Origin of the sequence: Flavobacterium sp., assembly GCF_035456225.1 — a bacterium.
Taxonomy (GTDB): domain Bacteria; phylum Bacteroidota; class Bacteroidia; order Flavobacteriales; family Flavobacteriaceae; genus Flavobacterium.
This window is the reverse complement of sequence record NZ_DATIDM010000155.1, coordinates 1-16,811: the sequence shown is the minus strand read 5'-3', so window position 1 is coordinate 16,811 and position 16,811 is coordinate 1. Positions and strand designations below refer to the sequence as shown.

At 39.0% G+C, this 16,811-nt stretch carries 15 protein-coding genes and 2 tRNA genes; 9 read left to right on the top strand and 8 right to left on the bottom strand.

The features are described from left to right. The 4 genes from mutS to VLB74_RS09165 form a co-directional block, all read left to right on the top strand. The coding region (gene mutS / locus VLB74_RS09180; protein WP_325203154.1) for a DNA mismatch repair protein MutS at nucleotides 1–1,328 on the top strand (1,328 nt) is incomplete at its 5' end. A gap of 143 nt (nucleotides 1,329–1,471) precedes the next feature. Beyond that, nucleotides 1,472–1,544: transfer RNA gene (locus VLB74_RS09175), tRNA-Gly, on the top strand. A 14-nt stretch (nucleotides 1,545–1,558) separates the two neighbouring features. Then, nucleotides 1,559–1,642, top strand: a tRNA-Leu gene (locus tag VLB74_RS09170). Between the two features lie 193 nt (nucleotides 1,643–1,835). Continuing rightward, nucleotides 1,836–2,177: a YegP family protein gene (locus VLB74_RS09165; RefSeq protein ID WP_325203153.1), complete on the top strand. Its 342-nt coding sequence runs from the start codon at nucleotides 1,836–1,838 to the stop codon at nucleotides 2,175–2,177. Nucleotides 2,178–2,215: 38 nt separating this feature from the next. Here the strand turns inward: VLB74_RS09165 and clpX are convergent, their stop codons facing one another. The 8 genes from clpX to VLB74_RS09125 form a co-directional block, all read right to left on the bottom strand. Next, a complete protein-coding gene (clpX, locus tag VLB74_RS09160) occupies nucleotides 2,216–3,448 on the bottom strand; it encodes an ATP-dependent Clp protease ATP-binding subunit ClpX (RefSeq protein ID WP_325203152.1) in 1,233 nt (410 codons plus the stop codon). A 73-nt stretch (nucleotides 3,449–3,521) separates the two neighbouring features. Next, on the bottom strand, nucleotides 3,522–4,181 hold the full coding sequence (clpP, locus tag VLB74_RS09155) for an ATP-dependent Clp endopeptidase proteolytic subunit ClpP (protein ID WP_325203151.1): 660 nt from the start codon (nucleotides 4,179–4,181) through the stop codon (nucleotides 3,522–3,524). A gap of 84 nt (nucleotides 4,182–4,265) precedes the next feature. Beyond that, nucleotides 4,266–5,591 carry a trigger factor gene (tig, locus tag VLB74_RS09150; protein WP_325203150.1) on the bottom strand — a complete coding sequence of 442 codons (1,326 nt, stop codon included), beginning with the start codon at nucleotides 5,589–5,591 and terminating at the stop codon, nucleotides 4,266–4,268. A gap of 202 nt (nucleotides 5,592–5,793) precedes the next feature. Further along, on the bottom strand, nucleotides 5,794–6,141 hold the full coding sequence (locus VLB74_RS09145; RefSeq protein WP_325203149.1) for a phage holin family protein: 348 nt from the start codon (nucleotides 6,139–6,141) through the stop codon (nucleotides 5,794–5,796). A 70-nt stretch (nucleotides 6,142–6,211) separates the two neighbouring features. Continuing rightward, on the bottom strand, nucleotides 6,212–7,846 hold the full coding sequence (locus tag VLB74_RS09140; RefSeq protein ID WP_325203148.1) for a G-D-S-L family lipolytic protein: 1,635 nt from the start codon (nucleotides 7,844–7,846) through the stop codon (nucleotides 6,212–6,214). Between the two features lie 19 nt (nucleotides 7,847–7,865). Beyond that, on the bottom strand, nucleotides 7,866–9,134 hold the full coding sequence (locus tag VLB74_RS09135; protein WP_325203147.1) for an OmpP1/FadL family transporter: 1,269 nt from the start codon (nucleotides 9,132–9,134) through the stop codon (nucleotides 7,866–7,868). A 145-nt stretch (nucleotides 9,135–9,279) separates the two neighbouring features. Continuing rightward, nucleotides 9,280–10,047 (bottom strand): alpha/beta fold hydrolase, encoded by a 768-nt coding sequence (locus tag VLB74_RS09130; RefSeq protein ID WP_325203146.1) that lies wholly within the window; start codon nucleotides 10,045–10,047, stop codon nucleotides 9,280–9,282. Continuing rightward, entirely contained in the window at nucleotides 10,047–10,760 is a 714-nt protein-coding gene (locus VLB74_RS09125) for a pyridoxine 5'-phosphate synthase (RefSeq protein WP_325203145.1), read from the bottom strand. Before VLB74_RS09125 ends, VLB74_RS09130 begins: the two co-directional genes overlap by 1 nt. Before the next feature lie 93 nt (nucleotides 10,761–10,853). On the opposite strand from VLB74_RS09125, the gene VLB74_RS09120 reads away from it, so the two are divergent. From VLB74_RS09120 to VLB74_RS09100, 5 genes are all read left to right on the top strand, one after another. Further along, nucleotides 10,854–11,513, top strand: a complete 660-nt coding sequence (locus VLB74_RS09120; RefSeq protein WP_325203144.1) for a CBS domain-containing protein — start codon at nucleotides 10,854–10,856, stop codon at nucleotides 11,511–11,513. 15 nt (nucleotides 11,514–11,528) lie between these two features. After that, complete coding sequence (locus tag VLB74_RS09115; RefSeq protein WP_325203143.1) at nucleotides 11,529–12,413, top strand: NAD kinase; 885 nt, start codon at nucleotides 11,529–11,531, stop codon at nucleotides 12,411–12,413. Between the two features lie 152 nt (nucleotides 12,414–12,565). Next, entirely contained in the window at nucleotides 12,566–13,249 is a 684-nt protein-coding gene (porG, locus tag VLB74_RS09110) for a type IX secretion system protein PorG (protein WP_325203142.1), read from the top strand. Nucleotide 13,250: 1 nt separating this feature from the next. Further along, the gene (locus tag VLB74_RS09105) at nucleotides 13,251–13,991 is read left to right on the top strand and encodes an isoprenyl transferase (protein ID WP_325203155.1); all 741 of its coding nucleotides are present in this window, start codon (nucleotides 13,251–13,253) and stop codon (nucleotides 13,989–13,991) included. Beyond that, nucleotides 13,924–16,686 carry a BamA/OMP85 family outer membrane protein gene (locus VLB74_RS09100; RefSeq protein WP_325203141.1) on the top strand — a complete coding sequence of 921 codons (2,763 nt, stop codon included), beginning with the start codon at nucleotides 13,924–13,926 and terminating at the stop codon, nucleotides 16,684–16,686. The genes VLB74_RS09105 and VLB74_RS09100 overlap by 68 nt, the downstream gene beginning before the upstream one ends. Nucleotides 16,687–16,811: the final 125 nt, after the last annotated feature.

Genomic DNA, 16,811 nt, shown 5'->3' with positions numbered 1-16,811 from the left:
CGATTGCTAAAGGAATTCACCCGGAATTAGACGAATTGCGAAGCATAGCTTTTTCTGGAAAAGAATATCTGGAAGCTATGGAGGCACGCGAAAGCGAGAAAACCGGAATCCCTTCCTTAAAAATATCATTCAACAATGTGTTCGGTTATTATATTGAAATCCGAAATACTCATAAAGACAAAGTTCCGGCAGAATGGATTCGCAAACAGACCCTGGTAAATGCAGAGCGTTACATTACGGAAGAACTGAAAGAATACGAAACCAAAATTTTAGGTGCCGAAGAGAAAATCCACAAACTTGAAACGGAATTGTTTGAGCAATTAGTTCAGTGGATTTCCACGTACATCAAGCCTGTTCAACTAAACGCCAACCTGGTAGCCCAGTTAGACTGTTTGTGTTCGTTCACCCAATTGGCTATCGAAAATAATTATATCCGTCCGGAAATTGATGAAAGTTTCGATTTAGACATTAAAAACGGTCGTCACCCGGTAATAGAAAAACAACTACCTGTTGGTGTACCTTATATTGCAAACGATGTTTTTCTGGACAACGAATCGCAACAGATTATTATGATTACCGGTCCGAACATGTCGGGTAAATCAGCCATCCTGCGCCAAACCGCTTTGATTGTTTTGTTGGCTCAAATGGGAAGTTTTGTTCCGGCAGAAAACGTTCGTATGGGCATTGTCGACAAAATCTTCACCCGTGTAGGTGCCAGCGACAATATTTCGATGGGAGAATCCACGTTCATGGTCGAAATGAATGAAACCGCATCTATTTTGAACAATATTTCAAACCGAAGCCTTGTTCTTTTGGACGAAATCGGGCGCGGAACCTCCACTTACGACGGAATTTCGATTGCATGGGCGATTGCGGAATATTTGCACGAGCACCCGAATAAACCAAAGACACTGTTTGCCACACATTATCATGAACTGAATGAAATGGAGCTTACCTTTGAGCGTATTCAGAATTTTAATGTTTCGGTAAAGGAATTAAAAGATACGGTTCTTTTCATTCGAAAACTGGTTAAAGGCGGAAGCGCGCACAGTTTTGGTATCCATGTAGCCAAAATGGCTGGTATGCCGCAAACCGTTATTTTAAAAGCGCAAAAAATCCTGAAAAAGCTGGAGAAGGATCATTCCGGGGAAGCATTGGCAGGAATAAAATCAAATAAAGAAGAAATGCAGTTAAGCATTTTCAATTTAGACGACCCTCTTTTGGAAGAAATCAAGGAAGAAATTCAGAATTTGGACATCAACACCTTAACTCCGGTTGAAGCCCTGATGAAACTGAACGAAATTAAACGTATGCTCGGTAAAAAATAATCATTTTATAAACCATACGTTATCAAAGAATTAAAAAAAAGTTTCGTTTTTTTTACCCAAAACACTTGCGAAATTAAATTTATGTGCTACATTTGCACTCGCAATACAGAACAAGTGTTGCGGTTCTTTAAAAAGATGATAATGCGAAAATAGCTCAGTTGGTAGAGCGCAACCTTGCCAAGGTTGAGGTCGCGGGTTCGAACCCCGTTTTTCGCTCAAACCAATACAATGCTCGAGTGGTGGAATTGGTAGACACGCTGGACTTAAAATCCAGTGGACATTAGTCCGTGCGGGTTCAAGTCCCGCCTTGAGTACAAGAAAGCTTCAAACAATGTTTGAGGCTTTTTTTATTCCCTTAACATCCATTTTGCCCCAAACACACTATTCAAAGTTTTGACAAGAAAAACCCAATCAGGCAAAAGAACAAAAAACATCATATCTTTAAATAAAAAGTTCCGTGATATTTCTGGACTTTTATATTTTTGCAGCCTTTAACAAGCACCATCAATGGGAACTTTCGTCATCAGCAGAAAAGAGAACGGACTAATCAAATTCGAGTTCAATTCCCGAAGAGGAAAAACGCTGTTTACGAGTCAGAGTTACAAAACTAAAGACGATTGCCAAAAAGACATTGCTTTTTTAAAACAACGCTTTGAAAACACCTCATTTTTGAAATTCAAGACCCCGGCAGGGAAGTTTTTCTTCAAACTTATCCATAAAGATCACATACATGGCATCAGTAGGAAATTCACAACCGAACTGCTTTTAGCTAAAGGACTGGACGAAATGAAGAACAACTTTCTCGAATCAGAAACACTGGACTTCTCCGAAGAAATATTTTTCGATTAGAACATAAAAAAATCCCGAACGAATCGGGATTTTTTTATTTAAGAAGCAGCCTGCAAACGCTGAAGTAAATTTTTACTCAACGAATGTTCCGCATAATCTTTGTCAATATACAAACTGGTTTCGTCTGAACTTGGCAAGTCGTACATAGCATCCGTCAGGATAGCTTCGCAAAGCGAACGTAAACCGCGGGCACCCAATTTGTATTCCAAAGCTTTTTCCACTATAAAATCCAAAGCATCGTCCGAAATAGCAAATTCGACGTCATCCATTGCAAAAAGCTTTTTGTATTGTTTCACTAAAGCATTTTTAGGTTCCGTTAAAATAGCTCGCAATGTTGCTTTATCCAATGGATCCATGTGCGTCAATACCGGAAGACGTCCGATAATCTCCGGAATCAGTCCGAAATCTTTAATGTCTTTCGGAATGATGTACTGCAACAGATTATCCTTATCGATAGCATCTGTATTTTTAGATGAACCGTATCCTACTGCCTGACGATTTAATCGCTTGGAAATGATTCGTTCGATACCGTCAAAAGCACCTCCTGCGATAAACAGGATATTTTGCGTATTTACTTCAACGAATTTCTGATCCGGATGTTTACGACCACCTTTAGGTGGCACATTCACAACAGTACCTTCCAAAAGCTTCAACAAAGCCTGTTGCACACCTTCTCCCGAAACATCTCGTGTTATCGAAGGATTATCACTCTTACGGGCAATTTTATCAATCTCATCAATAAAAACGATTCCTCTTTCAGCTTTAGCTACATCATAATCGGCAGCCTGTAGCAATCGGGTAAGGATACTTTCCACATCTTCCCCCACATATCCTGCTTCTGTCAAAACTGTTGCATCTACAATTGCCAGCGGAACGTTCAGCATTTTAGCAATTGTTTTAGCCACTAATGTCTTTCCGGTTCCGGTTTGCCCGACCATGATGATGTTGCTTTTTTCGATTTCAACCTCATCGTCAAACTGCTTTTGCAACAGACGTTTGTAGTGGTTGTACACCGCAACCGCCATCACTTTTTTGGTTTGATCCTGTCCGATCACATACTGATCCAAAAAGGCACGTATTTCCTTCGGCTTACTCAATACTAAATCGGTAAGTAATCCGGAATTACCGTTTTGTTTTAATTCTTCCAATACGATTCCGTGAGCCTGCTCGATACATTTATCGCAAATATGAGCATTGATTCCCGCAATCAGCAAATTGGTTTCTGGCTTTTTCCTTCCACAAAAAGAACACTCTAAAACTTCTTTAGCCATATTTTTATTTTTGTTGCAAAGTTACAAAGTATAAAGTCGACTTTAAGACCTTTAACTTTTGACCTGTATTTATTTAACTTCTTCTCAATACTTCATCGATCATACCGTATTCTTTTGCCTCATCAGCCTTCATCCAGTAATCTCTTTCACTATCCTTAAATACCTTGTCATAGGGTTGTTTTGAATGATGCGAAATAATCTGATATAATTCTTCTTTCAGCTTCAACATCTCTTTCAAATTGATTTCCATATCCGTAGCCACACCTTGCGCTCCTCCTGAAGGCTGGTGGATCATAACGCGGGAATGTGGTAAAGCCGAACGTTTCCCTTCTGCTCCTGCGCACAATAAAACCGCTCCCATTGAAGCTGCCATTCCTGTACAGATCGTAGCCACATCCGGTTTAACAAACTGCATGGTATCGTAAATTCCCAAACCTGCATACACGCTTCCGCCCGGAGAATTGATATAAATACTGATATCTTTTGAAGCATCCACACTTTCCAGGAATAACAACTGTGCCTGGATAATGTTTGCCACATAATCATCAACACCGGTTCCTAAAAAAATGATTCTGTCCATCATCAAACGTGAAAAAACGTCCATGGATGCAACATTTAACTGACGCTCTTCAATAATATACGGAGTCATACTTCCTACGATTTTATCGTAATACATACTATTTACCCCGTGATGCTTCGTGGCATATTTTTTAAATTCTTTTCCGTAATTCATATCGTAAACTTATTGGTTTATAAAGTTAAAAAAAGCGCCAAACTAATGTCTGACGCTCAAATATACTTATTTTTTCACGAAAAATTATTCTCCGTACATTTCTTTAATAAAGTCTTGATAAGAAACTTCTTTAGACTTAGCTGAAACCTTCTCTTTGAACAGGTTTACCATCTTTTGGCTCATGATTTGTTCCGAAAGACGTTTTACTTCTTCCTGGTTTGACAATACTCTTGCCACGATTCCGTCAACATCAGCATCTGTTGGGTTCATCTGTCCGAATTGTGCCATTTGTTTTTTGATCAAATCAGCCGTGAAGTCTTTCAATTCATCAAAAGTAGTCTGCAGATTGTTTTCTACGATAACCTTCCCTTCGATTAACTGGTAACGTAAACCATTTTCTGATTTAGCATACTCTTCTTCAGCCTGCTCCGGAGATAATGGGTTCTCACCAACTGTCTGAATCCATTTTTTAAGGAATTCAGCAGGTAAATCGAATTTTGTGCTTTCGATTAAGAACTCGGTAACATCGTTTAAGAATTTCTGATCTGCTTGAGCAGCGAATTGCTGTTCTGCATCTTCTTTGATTTTACCTTTTACCTCTTCTACAGAAGTCACGTTTCCAGCTCCGAACAATTTATCGAATAATTCCTGGTTTAACTCTGCTTTCTCAGAAGTATTGATTTCTTCAATAGTGAAATTAACTTCGATATCCAAACCGTGAACATCATCGTGATCTACTTTTAAATAGTCCATCAATTTGTGATCATCATCAAAAAGACCTTTAGTTCCCAAAGCAACTACATCCCCAACTTTTTTACCGATGAATTTCTTCGCATCTGTTTTTCTTTTGAAGATATCCAATGCGATGTTTACCGTACTGTTGATTCCTTTATCTTCATTTGAGAAAGTTCCTCTGACATCATCACCTTCTTCAACTTTGTCTTTGGAAATCAATTTTCCGTATTGTTTTTGTATACGCTCCACCTGCTCATCTAACATTTTGTCGTCAGCAACGATAGTGTATTTTGTAATTTTATTTTTTGCAGTCAAATCCACTTTGAAGTCAGGAGCCAAACCTAATTCGAATTCGAATTTATAGTTATCCGTATCCCAATTAAAATCTTCCGTTACTTTAGGAAGCGGATTTCCAAGAATATCCAATTTCTCTTCAACTAGGTAATTGTTTAATGAATTTTGCAACAACTTGTTCACTTCATCCAAAAGAACCGCCTTACCGTATTGTTTTTTAATCAAACTCATTGGCACAGCACCTTTACGGAATCCAGGAATACTAGCATTCTTGCGGTAATCAGCCAATACTTTCTCTACCTGACCTGCATAATCCTCTTTTGTAACTTCAACAGTTACAATTGCATTTAACGCATCTACGTTGTTTCTTGTAATATTCATTATATAATTTTTTTACGTACTAAAATTGGGTTGCAAAATTATATATTTTTTACAACCCAACCAAGTTTTTAACCTATTGTATTCCATCTGATTATATTTATTTGCTTTTCAATGGTCGAAAGACACCAAAAAACGAATAAATATTCGCTCTTTTTTAAAGAAAACCACACTTCACAAACCGGACAATGCTACCCTAAAAAAATTAATCTTTGACAAACAAATTCAAAAACCACTGACTTAAAGACAGTATAATACTAAAAATAAAAGCATTGACAAAAATATTAGGCTCAATATCAAAACCATCAATTAAATGATCTGCAAGCAAAACCATACAGGTATTAATAACCAGCAAAAACAACCCCAATGTCAGCAAGGTAATCGGCAAAGTAAAAAACACCAAAATGGGTTTCAGGAATGTATTAAGCAGCCCTAAAACCACCGCTGTTATCAAAGCTGCCTTTATGGTTTTCACATCAATACCCGGAAGGAAATGAGACAAAACAACAATCAGGATTGTCGTTATTAAAAGTCGGATAAGTAAATTTTTCATAACGTTTAAATATTCGATAAAAATAAAAAAAGCGCTGAAAATTCAGCGCTTTTTTTCAAACTATTATTTTTTAGTTACTGCCCAGTATCGTAACACCCGAGAATTTACCAATATCATGTATTGGTAATTTTGACTTATAATGTGAATTGATTACTTTGATAATCTCATTAGCAATGACCGCATATCCTCTCGGATTAGGATGCACACCGTCTAAAGAGAACAACACAGAGCTGTAATTACTAAAGCCTCCTGAGCTTGTAAAATAATCAGCCGTGTAAACCTGACCATCCTGTAAACGCAACCCGTTAACCAGACGATTCATTATCGCATTCATATCCGCCACAGCCAAACCTTTGGAAGCCGCAATAGAAACGATTGCCGAATTGTAAGCTGACGTTGCATTTGCAATAGCCGTTTTTTCAGATGGTATCAAGATGTGTTTATCCTCTAGCGGGTAAGTAATCCCGTATTTATCCAATGGAGCCGGAACCCCTGCAGGCGCAGCCCCGATAGCTCCCCTAGTGGTTAAAAGCACCAAATCCTGAGAAGTCGCCTGTCTGGCCTGACCAAATACCTGACCATAAAATGCAGCGGTTTGAGCTCCAAGTATCGGAGTAAACGCAGCCGTTAACTGAGGCGCCAAATTCGTCAGGGTTTTATCCTTAATTAACAACGGATTACCCGCGGTTGTAGATAACAAATTAATTCTGTTTCCTGCGCCGAAAGCTGTTAAAGCTTGTTTTAACGGACCATACAACTGTGCATTCAAAGCATTAATTGTTGCTTCTCCTACAGCTTCATCCCCTTGACCCAAGGCGGATTTTGTAAGCGGATTATAAGGCACTGTCGTAAAGAAAGGAATAGCAGTTACACTTGGAATAGTGGAAACAACCCCTTTAGCCCCATTAGCAGTCAATGCATCAATAATCGTAGAATAGACACTGGCAAACACATTTGCATTCGTAATGTCAGTACTTCCGTAAGTGGAAGGATCCACATTACCCGTTATATTATGATCGTCTGCAGGCAATAAACTCTCATCTTCAGGTGTTGCCGGATTGTTTGGCTTAGTCCCTCCACTGGTCGCATACGACAACACATCATTGGAACCTATCCAGTTCGTGAAGAAAGTCGGGTTTTTAGATAGCGCATCTCCCAAAACCGTAGCCGTAGGAGAGGTCGCGTGTCTAACAAAATATGGATTTGACAAACCTAATTGCACTCCTTGCAAATCACCATAACCCTGTGCCAGCAAATGGAAAGATTTAGCTCCCGGCACACCCATGTTATTGTAAGCTTTTGCCTGAAGATTTGAAACCTCAATTGTTGGGGTTCCTGCAATATTTTCAGGTGCTCCTGCAGAATAGTCAATAACCAATCGGGTACCGCCTATTTGTATTCCACCTAAAGTAAGTCCTCCAATATTATTCACATCATCCTCATACGAAGGCTGAGTGAATTCTCCTCCGCCCACAACCGAAAATTGTTGCGCCAAAAGGTTCGGGTAAGAATACGCCTGACCTCCACGAGAAACCGTTCCATCCATATAACCAGCGGTCAATGAATTCCCGATAGCTACGTAGGAAGAAAAATCAGCTTCCCCTGCCGAGTATGAAGCATCACTCACTTCATTCTCAAATTCAGGTTCGCATGACGCTAAACCCAAAGCTGCTATTACTGCAAAATATATAAATTTATTTTTCATCTTAATTTCCTTTTAATAATTAGAAGCTATATGTTACACCAACACCCGGAGAAAAAACTGTTGACTTATAAGTCCCTCCAAACGGAATCGTACTGGTAACCGGCTGTCCGTTAACCAAAGTAGTTTCCTGGTAATGATCATAAGACGCATCAATCTCATCGAAATGCAGATACAGGAACGAAGCGTCAACACCTAAATTTTTATTGATCTGATATGTCAAACCACCTGTATACCCCATAGAATCGTTTCGAGGTGTCTCTGGAGCGAAATAACCCGCTGAAATAGGACTTTCATCTTTATACCATCCGGCTCTGAAAGTAAACTTATCCGTTGCCTTGTACTGTGTACCTACACGATAAGTATTTGTATCATGGTAGTTTCTTGGATTCACAGAAGTCGGCACACTATTATCAAAGTCTACGTTAAGAGATTCGTAAGCACTCCACATCGTTCTGTTAAAATCAAAAGCAATCATCCATTTGTCCGTCACATTAAGTGATAAACCAGCCGTTAATTCAGCAGGTAATGGTAAATCCGCATTGAAAGTAGTATTTGAATACGTTCCCTGAAGGAAAACCGGAACATCATTAAATGTCGCATCACCTCCTCGGGCTTCCATAATGATTTCCGAACGGTAATTCACCCCTAAACGCATTTCCTTACACGGGTTAAACATGAATCCTGCAGTCCATCCCCAAGCTGTTATCCCTGTGGCTTCCAAATTTACATCAGATCTGTTTCCGTTTTCGTCCGTTAGACTTCGGTTCAGGTTTCTGTTGAATTCCACAGAACCGTTAACATATATCGGTCCGCCACCAACCGAAAACTCATCACTAACCTTCAATGCTATGGTTGGCTGAATGTAGAATGCCTTCAGATCGATATTATTTACCAAGTGCGAACCTTCCCAATCCTGATCCCATTCCACTTCACTACCATACGGCGTATATACGGCAAGACCTGCCGATAACCATTTGTTTATTTTATAAGTAACATAAATATTAAATGGTGTTCCAACATTCTGGGTTGAATTTTGGATGTTATACATTTCATTTTGAAATTTTGTTTCTGCAAAAAGGGCGTTAGCCCCTATTGAAGCATTGAATTTATCTTCCAGGAAGGAGATTCCCGCCGGATTAAAAAACAACGATTCGGCACTGTTTACAACAGCCACACCAGTATGCCCCATGGCAAGTTGTTTCTGCCCTTGCAAACTCACACGATAACCCCCGGCAAACGCAGAAGTACCCGCCAGAGCCAATAATGTTAAAGACAATAGTTTTCTCATAGTTATAAAAAAGAGTTAGTTTTTCTGATCATTTTTTTCTTAAATGACATTTCCAAATTTATAACAAAATATGGATTTTACAATTTTTTTAAGAAAAATGTTATGCAATCATACTATTTTAATAACATCCTTTTGATAAGCTATTTTATTTAGTCAGAAAACCGATAACCGATTCGTAAAAATCCTTTGGATTCTCGGCGTGCAGCCAATGTCCGGCATTTACAATCGTAACCATTTCAACATCAGGAAAATGACACCTTATAGTCTCAAAATCTGCATCCAGAATATAATCCGACTTATCACCCCGAAGAAACAGCACGGGCCCGTCAAAATGATTTTCTGCCTGAAGCGCCATTCCTACGGTTTCAATTTTCCGATTGAAAACATCCAGATTGAATCGAAAACCAAGTTGCCCGGGCTCGACCCAATAGAGGCTTTTCAGCAAAAACTGTCGGGTTCCGAAATCCTTTATATACTTCGAAACCGTTTCTTCAACTTCCGCGCGACTTGGTTTGACTGAAAAATCGACAGCGTTTAGACCCGCCAAAATGGTCTGATGATGCGGTGCGTAATATTTCGGGCCGATGTCGGCAACAATAAGTTTTTCTACTTTTTCAGGATATGTTGTTGCAAAAAACATCGCGATTTTCCCCCCCATTGAGTGACCAAGCAGGTGTATTTTTCCCAATTGATGCTTTTCGCAATAATCGTACACGTCCTGAACCATTGCAGCATACGTAAAATCTTCCGAATGCGGACTTTTACCGTGATTGCGCATATCAAGCATGTGCACCTGAAATCCCTGCTGGGCAAATTGAGTCCCCAGCGTTTTCCAGTTGTCGGACATTCCCAAAAAACCGTGAACAATTAAAAACGGCTGCCCTTCTCCTTCAATTCTTGAATATAATTCCATTATTTTAATCGTTGCAGATACATATTAACCACATTCTCCAGCCCGAGATAAAGCGATTCGGAAATCAAAGCGTGTCCTATCGAAACCTCCAAAAGGCCGGGTATGTTTTCTTTGAAAAATCTAATATTGTCCAGACTCAAATCATGTCCGGCATTAATACCCAAGCCCAGTTCATTAGCCATAACAGCCGAAGCCACATACGGTTCGATACCTTTCTTATTCCCCAGTCCGTACTGATGCGCAAATTCTTCCGTATACAATTCGATACGATCTGTCCCTGTGGCTTTAGCTCCTTCAATCATTTCCAGAACCGGATCCACAAAAATTGAAGTACGGATACCGTGTTTTTTAAATTCGGCTATAACCTCCTTTAAATAGGACTGGTTTTTTATCGTATCCCACCCTGCATTTGAGGTCAACGCTCCAATGGCATCCGGAACCAATGTTACCTGTGTCGGCTTGCATTCCAAAACCAAATCGATAAAATTATGCTGCGGATTCCCTTCTATATTGTATTCCGTAATAACAACCGAAACCAAATCCCTTGCATCCTGATAACGAATATGTCGCTCGTCAGGTCTTGGATGAACCGTTACACCCTGTGCCCCGAAACGCTGAACATCGGCCGCAACCTGAAGCAGATTGGGCACATTCCCCCCGCGGGAGTTTCGCAGCGTGGCTATTTTATTTATATTTACAGATAATTTTGTCATGCTAAAATGATTTTCCCACAAAAATACAAAGTAAAATCAAGCGGGAATGTCCTATTTTTTGATTATTTTGCAATCGATTTCGATTTATAAGTTATGAGTGAAATTACCGAATATATAAATAATGAAGTTGAACCGATTCTAATTGAAGACACGATAGAAACAGTTCAGGATTTATTTCTTGAATTTCCATACAGCCATTTTCCTGTTTTGGAAGAAGGGGTTTATATTGGTTGTGCCAGCGCTGAAGATGTTGAACTTTTAGACAGCGACAGGAAAATTGGCGAATTTCGTTATACCTTCGAACGTTTTTTCGCGAGAGACACAATGCCTTGGCTGGATTTACTTGAAATTTTTGCCAAAAACGAAACTAACGTCGTTCCGGTTTTAGACGCAAACAATACTTATATAGGTTATTACGAAATTGCTGATGTCATAAAATGTTTTCATGAAACACCTTTCTTGAAAGAAGACGGAGGCATCCTCGTTGTACAAAAAGGCATAAAAGAATACAGCATGAGTGAAATTGCACAAATCGTGGAAAGCAACAACGCAAAACTGCTCGGCCTTTTTATTTCTTACAACGATATGGAAAAAGTACAGGTTACTTTAAAATTAAGTCTTGGCGGAATAAACGAAATCATTCAAACCTTCAGAAGGTATAACTATGAAATCATCAGCGAACATCAGGAAGATGCTTATCTGAACAACCTAAAAGACCGTTCCGACTATCTGGACAAATATTTAAATATCTAATCAGAAACCCTCTTTATGAAGTTAGCGATTTACGGACAGACCTATCAGCAAAACACTAAAGACATCATCGACAGAATTTTGGCGATTACTCAAAAGAACAACGCCGAAGTGGTTTTTGAAGCTAATTATCATGCGCTTTTAGTTGAAAACAACATTTCAGTAAAAGAAATGCCAACTTTTTCCAGCCATACAGAACTTAATGCAAGTTTCGACTTCTTCATCAGCATAGGTGGCGACGGTACAATGCTTCGCGCTACCACTTTCGTAAAAAGTAAAGAAATACCAATTGTCGGAATCAATGCCGGCCGACTGGGTTTTTTGGCAAATGTTCAACAGGATTCTATTGAAAAATCGCTTCTTTCCTTATTTGAAGGCAACTATAAAGTTTCGGAAAGAACCTTATTGAGTCTGGAGTGCTACCCCGACCCATGTGATATTTACGACCTGAATTTTGCTCTAAATGAAATCACCGTTTCCCGTAAAAACACCACTTCGATGATTACCATCGAAACCTGTCTGAACGGCGAATTCCTGACTTCCTTTTGGGCAGACGGACTTATCATTTCAACCCCGACAGGTTCGACCGGATACAATTTAAGTTGTGGAGGCCCTGTAATCACACCGGAATCCAAATGCCTTGTAATTACCCCTATCGCCCCGCACAACCTGAATGTCCGCCCCTTGGTAATCTGCGACGAAACCGAAATAAAACTAAAAGTTTCAGGAAGAGAGCCCCAATTTCTGGTGTCACTCGATTCGGGCACAAAAGCCATTGATAACGAAAACGAAATCCACGTAAAAAAAGCACCGTTTACAATAAACATGGTTGACTTCCCCGAAGAAGGTTTCTTAAAAACATTGCGCAACAAACTTCTTTGGGGAGAAGACAAACGCAACTAAACAAATTTCTCCCCAAAATTCATACTACAAAGCCCACAAATCCCGTTAGGTAAAGATTAATTCGAATTTTATTACTTTTAACCACGTGAAAATGCTATAACAAAGATGGTTTAGTAATCAATATTGTTATATTTGCACACTATTTTAACAAAATGAAAAGAATCTTTGCAGCCATATTCTTTCTCTTGCTATGCACGCAAACCAAAGCTCAAATACATGAGCTGGGTGTTTTTCTGGGAGGAAGCAATTACATTGGCGATGTAGGTCCGACGACTTACATCGCACCAAAAGATTTCAGTTTTGGCGCTTTGTATAAATGGAACCGCAGTATCCGTCATGCCTATCGCATTTCGTATACCCAGGGAAAAATCACTTCTGATGATCTGGATTCGGATGTATCGGCAAGAAAAAAAAGAGGTTATAATTTTGAAAATGAAATCAAAGAACTTTCGGCAGGACTGGAATTCAACTTCTTCGATTTCAATCTTCATGATAGCGGATTCATAATCACTCCTTATGTTTATACGGGATTGAGTGCTTTCCGTTATGACGAATTATATGTTTTGAATGGAGAAACAAAAATAGATGAAAGCAAATATTCCTTTGCCATCCCGATGACTTTGGGCCTAAAAACCCGAATCGCAAATCATTTTGTATTAGGAATAGAAAGCAGCGTTAAATATAGTTTTACTGATAATTTAGACGGAAGCAACCCCGATAATCCGGAATACGCTTCTTTGAAATTTGGAAATTTAAACAGCAATGACTGGTACGTTTTTACAGGAGTTACGCTAACGTATACTTTTGGACAAAACCCTTGTTATTGCGCAGAATAAAATGAGCTTACCGGAAAACATCAATAAGGACAATTTACCTAAACATCTTGCCATAATCATGGATGGCAATGGCCGTTGGGCAAAACAAAAAGGAATGCTTCGTGCCTTTGGTCATGAAAGCGGAACCAAATCTGTCCGCACAGTGGTTGAGACTTGCGCAAAAATAGGCATCGAAAACCTTACACTTTATGCCTTTTCCACCGAAAATTGGAACCGCCCTAAAATGGAAGTTGATGCTTTGATGAAACTTTTGATTTCATCCTTAAAAGGCGAACTGAAAACACTTCTGAAAAATGAGATCCGGTTGAATTCCATAGGAAATCTGGACAGTCTTCCTGCCTCCGTAAAAAAGGAACTGCTTGAGGTTATTGACAAAACAAAAGACAACAAAAGAATGACTTTAACGCTTGCATTAAGCTATGGCTCCCGTGAGGAAATCATCCGAGCTGTAAGAAACATCAGCGATAAAGTTAAAAATAATATAATTTCAACAACTGATATTGATGAATCAATTATTAATCAGCATCTTTACACGCACGATTTACCGGATGTAGATTTAGTAATTAGAACTAGTGGCGAACACCGCATCAGCAACTTTTTATTGTGGCAGATTGCTTACGCCGAGTTCTATTTTACTGATGTGTTATGGCCTGACTTTAGAGAAAAAGACTTATATGACGCGATTATCAGTTATCAAAAAAGAGAACGAAGATTTGGAAAAACAAGTGAACAAATTAAATAACTTCAGAATGTTTCAAAAAACTATCAAGTTAGTTTTTACAATTATATTTTTAGCAAGTATACACACCGTAAACGCTCAAGACGACAACACACCGGAAACAGGAAAAAAATACGTTCTTGCCAATGTTGATGTAACAGGAAAGATAACTTACAATCAGCAAACCGTAGTAACATTTTCAGGCCTTGAAAAAGGACAACTCATTACCGTTCCCGGTGATGAAATAAGCAGCGCCATAAAAAAACTTTGGAAACTGGGTCTTTTCAACGATATTACGTTTTATGTGGATAAAGTCCAGAACGACAGTATTTATCTTGAATTAAACATCAACGAGTTACCCAAACTAAATGAAGTTAAATTTCAAGGGGTGAAAAAAGGAAAAATTGACGACCTAATTAAAGAGAATGATCTTAAAAAAGACAAAGTCGTTAACGAAAACTTATTGACTACCACCAAAAATTACATCGAAAACAAATACAAAAAAGACGGTTACTACAACACTAAAGTTACCATAAACACCATTGTTGACTCTACCGAGAACAAGGTAAACATGGTTGTTTTTGTTGATCGTGGCAAAAAAGTAAGAATCAGAAATATCGAAGTCACAGGAAATTCACAGTTAAAGACACGTGAAGTTAAGAGTGCATTATCCAACACCAAAGAGAAAAGCTACATTAACCCATGGCGAATCATCAAACCGTCTAAATTCATAAAGGAAAAATACAACGAGGATTTGAACGCTTTGGTTGAAGAGTACAAAGAAAACGGTTACCGTGACGCGAGAATTACAAATGAAACGGTCACTTACAATAAGAAAAAAAATACGGTAGACATCAAAATCGATCTTGAGGAAGGTAAAAAATACTATTTTGGTGACTTTAGATTTTTAGGAAACACCGTTTACAACAACCAATATCTGGAGCAAATTTTAGGAATCAAAAAAGGTGATGTCTACAATGGTAAATTGTTGCAGGAACGAATTGCCGATAAATCAAAACCAGACGGAAACGACCTTACCAATGAATATCAAAACAACGGTTATCTTTTCTCCAACATTAATGCTGTAGAAGTAAAAACCGTAAACGATACCATTGACTTCGAAATCCGAGTTGTTGAAGGTCCTATAGCCTATTTCAACAATGTTACAGTTACCGGTAACGACAGAACGAATGACCATGTAATTTACCGTGAGCTGCGTACAAAACCAGGACAGAAATGGAGCAAGGAAAATGTTATGCGAAGTCTTCGCGAGTTAGGACAATTAGGTTTCTTCGACCCTGAAGCCCTTAAACCGGATGTGAAGCCAAACGGAGCAGACGGTACTGTTGATATCAATTACAACGTTGTTGAAAAAGGATCGAGCCAGGTAGAATTACAAGGAGGTTACGGGGGAGGCGGTTTCATCGGTACATTAGGACTTTCCTTCAACAACTTCTCCATAAGAAACATATTTAACAAGGATGCTTACAAACCACTACCAATGGGAGACGGTCAAAAAATGGCCTTGCGTTTACAGGGTAGCTCCTATTTCCAAACCTATAGTTTATCGTTCACAGAACCTTGGCTTGGAGGTAAGAAACCGGTGAGTTTTTCAACATCCTTATCACACAGTAAACAATACTTATACAATTATTCCTCACGTGACGTAACCAGAGACCAAAGTTTTACGATTTCGTCAATTTCGGTCGGTATGGCTAAAAAACTTACCGTTCCGGATGATTATTTTATTTTATCACAGTCGGTAGCATTCCAATACTACGATCTGAACAACTATTTTACAGGACTTTTCACCTTTGGTAACGGAACTTCGCGAAACTTAACATATACTGTGGCACTATCGCGAAACAGTAAAGGTATGAACCCGATTTACCCAACATTTGGTTCAGAATTTACGCTTACAGGTAAATTTACATTACCATATTCACTTTTCAATGGTGTAGATTACGGAAATTTAGGTAATTTAGAGGAAAATAAACAAAAAACGACTTCAGCAGGCACACTACCAAATGGCGTTTGGGCTCCTGCAAACGCGTATATAGACAGTGATGGTCAGCCAATTCTGAACACAGACGGCACACCTTCGACTGATTATACCAACGCTGCAGCAGATCCGGCCAAAGTGGATCAGGTTCGTTTTAACTGGTTGGAATATTATAAAATAAAGTTCAAAGCTGATTGGTATACTAAAGTGTATGAAAAACTTGTTTTGCGTACTTTAGGTGAATTCGGATTCCTTGGAGCATACAACCAGGATAGAGGATTAGTGCCTTTCGAGCGTTTTTATTTAGGTGGTGACGGATTAGCCAACTTCTCCATGGATGGCCGTGAGGTGATTCAGTTAAGAGGATATCCGAATCAGTCCCTGGCACCGATTATCGAGACGCCTGGAGCTAAATATGGACAACAGATCGGAGCGACTGTTTACAACAAGTTTTCATTGGAATTACGTTATCCAATAACTTTAGCGCAGTCGGCTTCTATTTATGTACTCACCTTTGCGGAAGCAGGTGCATCCTTCGATTCGTTTAAGAATTACACGCCTTTTTCTTTAAAACGATCTGCAGGATTTGGTTTAAGAGTATTTATGCCAGCCTTTGGTTTATTGGGTATTGATTTTGCTCACGGATTTGATGCAATTCCGGGAGAATCCCAAAAGAGCGGATGGCAAACCCATTTCATCATTGGCCAACAATTTTAAAGTTTGGCATGATAGTTGAAATTAACTTTATCAACATTATGAGAAAACATTTTTTAGTTGTACTTGTAAGCTTGGCTTTTTTAACTGCAAACGCCCAAAGTAAAGGTGTTAAGGTAGGTTACATC